Genomic DNA, 5,220 nt, shown 5'->3' with positions numbered 1-5,220 from the left:
GCCGAACTGGCCGAACTCGGCGCCGACACCGTGGAGATCGCCGCCTGCGACGCCGCCGACCGCGGCTCCCTCGAAACGCTGCTCAACTCGGTCGAAGACGCGCGCCCCCTCACCGCCGTCATCCACACCGCCGGAGTCCTGGACGACGGAGTCATCAACTCCCTCACCCCCGAACGCCTCGACGCAGTCCTGCGGCCCAAGGCGGACGCCGCCCTCAACCTGCACGAACTGACCGCCGGCACGGACCTGTCCGCCTTCGTTCTCTTCTCCTCGGTCGCCGGCGTCATGGGCAGCCCGGGGCAGGGCAACTACGCCGCCGCCAACACGTTCCTCGACGCCCTCGCCCACCACCGCCACACGCTCGGTCTGCCCGCCACCTCACTCGCGTGGGGCGCCTGGGAACAGACCGGCGGCATGACCGCGGACCTCGGCGACACCAACGCCAACCGCATCAACCGCGGCGGCATGACCGGCCTCACCCACGCCGAAGGCCTGCGTCTCCTCGACACCGTGTGGACCACCGAGCAGGCCCTGCTCGTGCCCATGCACATGGACCTGGCCGCCGTGCGCGCCCAGGCCACCTCGACGGGCGTACCGCCCCTCATGCGCGGACTCGTCCGCACCTCCACCCGCCGCACCGCCCACGCGGCGACCGTCGAGACCGGCGCCCTGGCGCAGCGCCTCGCCGGACTCTCCCCCGAAGAGCGCCACACGCTGCTCCTCGACCTGGTCCGTACGAACGTCGCCCACGTCCTGGGTTACGAGGACACCGCCACCGTCGAACCGGCCCGCGCGTTCAAGGAGTTGGGCTTCGACTCCCTCACCGCGGTCGAACTGCGCAACCAACTCGGCACCGCGACGGGCCTCCGGCTTCCCGCCACCCTCGTCTTCGACTACCCGAACGCGACGGCCGTCGCCGAGTACCTCATCGGTGAAGTCATGGGCACCCAGCCCGAGGCGACCGCCGTGGTGGGCCGCGACAGCGCCGACGACGACCCGATCGCGATCGTCGGCATGGCCTGCCGCTACCCGGGCGGAATCACCACGCCCGAGGGGATGTGGCGGTTCCTGCTCGACGGCGGTGACGGCATCACCCCCTTCCCCACCGACCGCGGCTGGGACCTGGACGGGCTCTTCGACGGCGACACGGAGCGGTCCTCGTCGGAGTATGCGCTGGAGGGCGGCTTCCTGCACCGGGCCGCCGACTTCGACCCGACCTTCTTCGGGATCTCGCCTCGTGAGGCGCTGGCGATGGACCCGCAGCAGCGACTGCTCCTTGAGGTCTCCTGGGAGGCGCTGGAGCGCGCGGGCATCGACCCGGCCTCCGTACGCGGCAGCTCGACCGGTGTCTTCGCCGGTGTGATGTACCACAACTACGCCTCCCGGCTCACCGAGGTGCCGGACGAGGTGGCGGGCTTCCTTGGCAACGGCAGTGCGAGCAGCATCGCGTCCGGCCGTGTCTCGTACACGTTCGGGTTCGAGGGCCCGGCCGTGACCGTGGACACCGCGTGCTCGTCCTCGCTCGTCGCCCTGCAAATGGCGACGCAGTCGCTCCAGCGTGGTGACTGCTCCATGGCCCTTGTGGGTGGTGTGACGGTCATGCCGACGCCGGATACGTTCGCCAGCTTCGCCCTTCAGCGTGGCCTCGCATTGAACGGCCGTTGCAAGCCGTTCGCGGGTGCCGCCGACGGCACCGGCTGGTCCGAGGGCGTCGGCATGCTCCTCGTCGAACGCCTCTCCGACGCCAAGCGCAACGGCCACCAGGTCCTCGCCGTCGTCCGAGGCTCCGCCGTCAACCAGGACGGCGCCTCCAACGGCCTCACCGCCCCCAACGGGCCCTCCCAGCAGCGCGTCATCCGCCAGGCCCTGGCGTCGGCGGGCCTGACACCCGGTGACGTGGACGTGGTCGAGGCACACGGCACAGGCACGCGGCTCGGTGACCCGATCGAGGCGCAGGCGCTGCTGGCCACGTACGGCCAGGACCGCGAGGGCTCCGAGCCGCTGTGGCTCGGCTCGATCAAGTCCAACATCGGCCACACCCAGGCCGCCGCCGGCGTCGCCGGCATCATCAAGATGGTCATGGCGCTGCGCCACGGCGTCATGCCCAAGACCCTCCACGTCGACGAACCCTCCCCGCACGTCGACTGGTCGACGGGTGACGTTGCCCTCCTCACTCAGGCCCAGCAATGGCCCGAGACCGGCCGCCCCCGCCGAGCCGCCGTCTCCTCCTTCGGCATCAGCGGCACCAACGCCCACGTGATTCTGGAGCAGGCGCCGACCGTCGACGCCGAGGCAGTCCCCGAAGCTCCTGTTGCTGGTGGGGTCGTGCCGTGGGTGCTCTCCGGTAAGACGGAGGACGCGTTGCGGGCCCAAGCCGAGCGGCTGTACTCCTTCCTGCGGGAGAACTCCGAGCTGCGTCCGGCCGATGTGGGGTACTCCCTCGCTGTCACCCGGGCACGGTTCGAGCACCGGGCCGTCATCACCGGCTCTGACCTGGGTGAACTCCTGGCGGGTACTGCCGCGTTGGCGGCCGGGGATGTGTCGGGTGCGGTGACCTCGGGCAGCACGAACAGCGGACGGGTCGCGTTCCTGTTCACGGGGCAGGGCAGCCAGCGGGCCGGGATGGGCCGCGAACTTTATGACACCTATCCGGTGTTCGCTGCTGCCTTTGATGAGGTGTGTGCCCGCTTCGATGGGCAGCTGGAGCGTCCGCTGAAGGATGTCGTCTTCGGCACGGACGAGACGGACGCCGGTCTGATCGACCAGACCGTTTACACGCAGGCCGCGCTCTTCGCCATCGAGGTCGCACTGTTCCGGCTCGTCGAGGCCTGGGGTCTGACCCCTGACTTCCTCGTCGGGCACTCCGTCGGTGAACTGGCCGCCGCGCACGTGGCCGGGGTCTTCACCCTGGAAGACGCGGCGAAGCTCGTCGCCGCTCGCGGACGCCTCATGCAGGCCCTCCCGGCTGGCGGGGCCATGGCCGCGATCCAGGCCACCGAAGCTGAGGTTCTGGAGACGCTCGAAGGCCGCGAGCACGAGATCGCCATCGCCGCCATCAACGGGCCCACCTCGGTCGTGGTTTCCGGCGACGAGACCGCCGTAGTCGAGGTGCTGGAGCACTGGCGTGAACAGGGCCGCAAGGTCCACCAGCTCCGCGTCAGCCACGCCTTCCACTCCCCCCGCATGGAACCCATGCTGGACGAGTTCCGCACCATCGCGGCGGGCCTGACCTACAGCACTCCGAACATCCCGGTCGTCTCCAACCTCACCGGCCGGCTCGCCACCCCCGACGACATCGGCTCACCCGACTACTGGGTCCGCCACGTCCGCCAAGCCGTCCGCTTCGCCGACGGCATCACCCACCTCGCCGAGCAGGGCGTCACGTCCTTCATCGAGCTGGGCCCCGACGGAACCCTCTCCGCCCTGGCCCAGGAAATCGCGTCCGACAGCGAAGAAGCGGTCTTCACGCCCGTACTCCGCAAGAACCGCCCGGAGGCCGAAACCCTCACCCAGGCCATCACCCAAGCCCACGTCCACGGGCAGGAGCTGAACTGGGACGGCGTCTTCGCAGGCCGTGGCGCACAACGCGTCGACCTCCCCACCTACGCTTTCCAGCACCAGCACTACTGGCTCCACGCGACGGCCTCGTCCGGCGACGCCACCAGTCTCGGGCTCGGCACCACCGGGCACCCGCTGCTCGGCGCCACCATCGCTCTCCCCGACTCCGACAGCGTCCTGCTCACCGGCCGGCTCTCCGTCCAGTCACACCCCTGGCTCGCCGACCACACCGTCATGGACACCGTCCTCCTTCCCGGCACCGCGCTGGTCGAGCTGGCCATCCACGCCGGTGACCAGGTCGGCTGCGGGTCCCTGGAGGAGCTGACGCTCCAGACCCCGCTCGTACTCCCGCGACAGGGCGGTATCGCCCTCCGCGTGACCGTGGCCGCCGCCGACGACGAGGGTCACCGCCGCGTCACCGTCCACTCACGGCTGGACGACGCCGAGGCGGAGACGCCGTGGACGTCCCACGCCATCGGGCTCCTGTCCGAGGGAGGTTCCTACGGTGGCGCCGACCTGTCCGTCTGGCCGCCCGAGGGTGCCGATGTCCTCGAACTCGACGGGCTGTACGAGGGTCTGGCGAGTGTCGGCCTCACCTACGGCCCGGTCTTCCAGGGCCTGCGCGCCGCCTGGCGGCTCGGTGACGACATCTACGCCCAGGTCACGCTCCCCGAGGGCACCGAGACCGACGGCTACGGACTGCACCCCGCGCTCCTCGACGCCGTGCTGCACGCCGTCTCCCTGGGTGACTTCACCGAAGCGTCGGATGAGGCACTTCTGCCGTTCGCCTGGAGCAGTGTGTCCCTCCACGCCACCGGTGCCTCCGCGCTCCGCGTCAAGCTCTCGGCAGCCGGCACCAACGCCGTGTCGATCAGCGCGGTCGACGGAAGCGGTGCGTCTGTCGCGGCCGTGGAGTCGCTGATGCTGCGGCCGGTGGACTCCGCGCAGCTCGCCACCGACCGGCACGCCTTCCACGAGTCACTGTTCGAGGTGGACTGGACGGGCATCTCCGTCCCGGCTCCCGTGCGCAGGGCCCTGGCCGTGATCGGCACCGATGCCTGGCTGCCGTCCGGCGCCCCGGAGTCCGCGACGTATGCCGGCCTCGACGCCCTCGCCGAGGCCGTCGCATCCGGTACGCCCGTGCCGGACGTCGTCCTCGTGGAGTCGGCCGCAACCGATGAGGGCATGGACACGGCTGATGCCGCACACCTCGCCGCTCACCGGACGCTGGCCCTCGTGCAGGACTGGCTGGCCGAGGACCGCCTCGCGGACTCCCGCCTGGTCTTCGTCACGCGCGGTGCCGTCGCCGCCGGTCCCGGCGACGCTGTCACCGACCTGGCCAACGCTCCCGTCTGGGGCCTCGTACGCTCCGCGCAGGCCGAAAACCCCGACCGGTTCGTCCTCATCGACACCGATGACGCGTCGCACGGCGCCTGGGACAGGCTCGCCTCGGTGGCATCGACCGGTGAGCCGGAGGCAGCGCTGCGCGGTGACTCCTTGCTCGTGCCGCGGCTGGCCCGCGTGCCTGTCGCCGACGGCGATCCGGCGGACTTCCCCCTGGACCCGGCCGGGACCGTCCTCATCACCGGCGGCACCGGCGCCCTGGGCTCCCTCGTCGCCCGCCACCTCGTCACCGAACACGGCGTACGCCACCTCATCCTC

At 70.9% G+C, this 5,220-nt stretch carries 1 protein-coding gene; it reads left to right on the top strand.

Features of this window, described 5'->3' with window-relative positions:
- A partial coding sequence (locus ACFZDI_RS35870; RefSeq protein ID WP_391256747.1) for a beta-ketoacyl synthase N-terminal-like domain-containing protein occupies positions 1-5,220 on the top strand: 5,220 nt, incomplete at both ends.

The sequence above is a fragment of the Streptomyces sp. NPDC007907 genome, assembly GCF_042959365.1.
In the GTDB taxonomy this organism is placed as follows: domain Bacteria; phylum Actinomycetota; class Actinomycetes; order Streptomycetales; family Streptomycetaceae; genus Streptomyces; species Streptomyces indiaensis.
Note: the sequence above shows the minus strand (reverse complement) of the source record. Positions and strands in the feature narration are given on the sequence as shown.